This is a genomic window from Herbaspirillum sp. B65, from assembly GCF_000333555.1.
GTDB lineage: Bacteria > Pseudomonadota > Gammaproteobacteria > Burkholderiales > Burkholderiaceae_D > Herbaspirillum > Herbaspirillum rubrisubalbicans.
Window position 1 is genome coordinate 1 of the sequence record NZ_BADI01000228.1, and the last position, 1,078, is coordinate 1,078.

Consider the following 1,078-nt stretch of genomic DNA (forward strand, 5'->3'; position numbering starts at 1 on the left):
TACGCCAACTACAAGGGGCTGGCCGGCAGCAAGTCACTCGAAGAAATCACCGCTACCCTCGAGTTCCAGGATTTCCGCGCCAAGCTGTACTACCTCTACGAGGCCGTCAATGATACTCATGGCGTCAACGTCGGCTATCCTTGGGTGATCTATTTCTTCGCTAACATGAGCGTGGCCGACGTGAGTGCGCTGGCCGAAGCTTCCAATGACGCGGCGTTGGGCGCTGCGCTGACCAAGGTCAAGTACACTAGCCCGGCCGAGCGGGCTGGCAGGGCGGGGGTCGTGAGCGTGTCGCATTTCCATGGCATCCGCCTGTGTACCGAGATCGCCACCTTGATGGATGCACTGCGTCGTAACGGGATCGACGTCTACGTTTGCACCGCCTCGCTGGAAGAGGTGGTGGCCGTGTTTGCCACCCATCCCAAGTATGGATACCACGTCAGTCGTGAGAACATCATCGGCCTGCGCCTGGAGCGCAATGGCCAGCTTTTCCGCAATGCCTACCTGAAGGACTGGCCGCTGACCTGGGGGCCGGGCAAGACAGTGGCCATCAAGCGGGTGCTGGTGGCACAGAAGGGGTACGGCCCGCTATTGGTGGCAGGCGATAGCGATGGCGACTACGATATGCTGCGTGATTTCCCGGAAACCCGGTATGGGCTGATCGTCAATCGCATGAAGAACGGCAAGATCGGTGAACTCTCCAAGTTGGCGGCCGAGCAGATCAGTGCAGCCCAGCCGCGTTTTCTTCTGCAGGGACGCCAGGAGTCGACCGGCAACTGGCTGCCGGATGAGGCCAGCATCAAGTATGGCAAGAGTGCAGCGCAATTGCTGACGTCCTGAGCCAGGACAGGACAAGCACGACAGATCGGCGCCAGTGATGGGCGCCATCTCTTGGGAGGAAGGTCATGGCCGAACATCGTTTCCGGCATAGTGTGGGTAGCGCCAGCTACGTGTTTCGCAATCTGAAGGAGTTAATGGCCAAGGCCAGCCCGGCGCGTTCGGGCGATCTGCTGGCCGGGGTCGCGGCGGCCAGTGCCGAGGAGCGTGCCATTGCCCAGATGGCGCTGGCCGAGCACCG

The 1,078-nt window shown here is 61.1% G+C and carries 2 protein-coding genes; both read left to right on the forward strand.

Annotated elements, in window-relative coordinates; translation table 11 throughout:
• A partial coding sequence (locus tag I5W_RS05875; protein ID WP_044528545.1) for an HAD family hydrolase occupies positions 1 to 840 on the forward strand: 840 nt, incomplete at its 5' end.
• A gap of 65 nt (positions 841 to 905) precedes the next feature.
• The coding region (gene eutB, locus I5W_RS31075) for an ethanolamine ammonia-lyase subunit EutB (protein WP_159106107.1) at positions 906 to 1,078 on the forward strand (173 nt) is incomplete at its 3' end.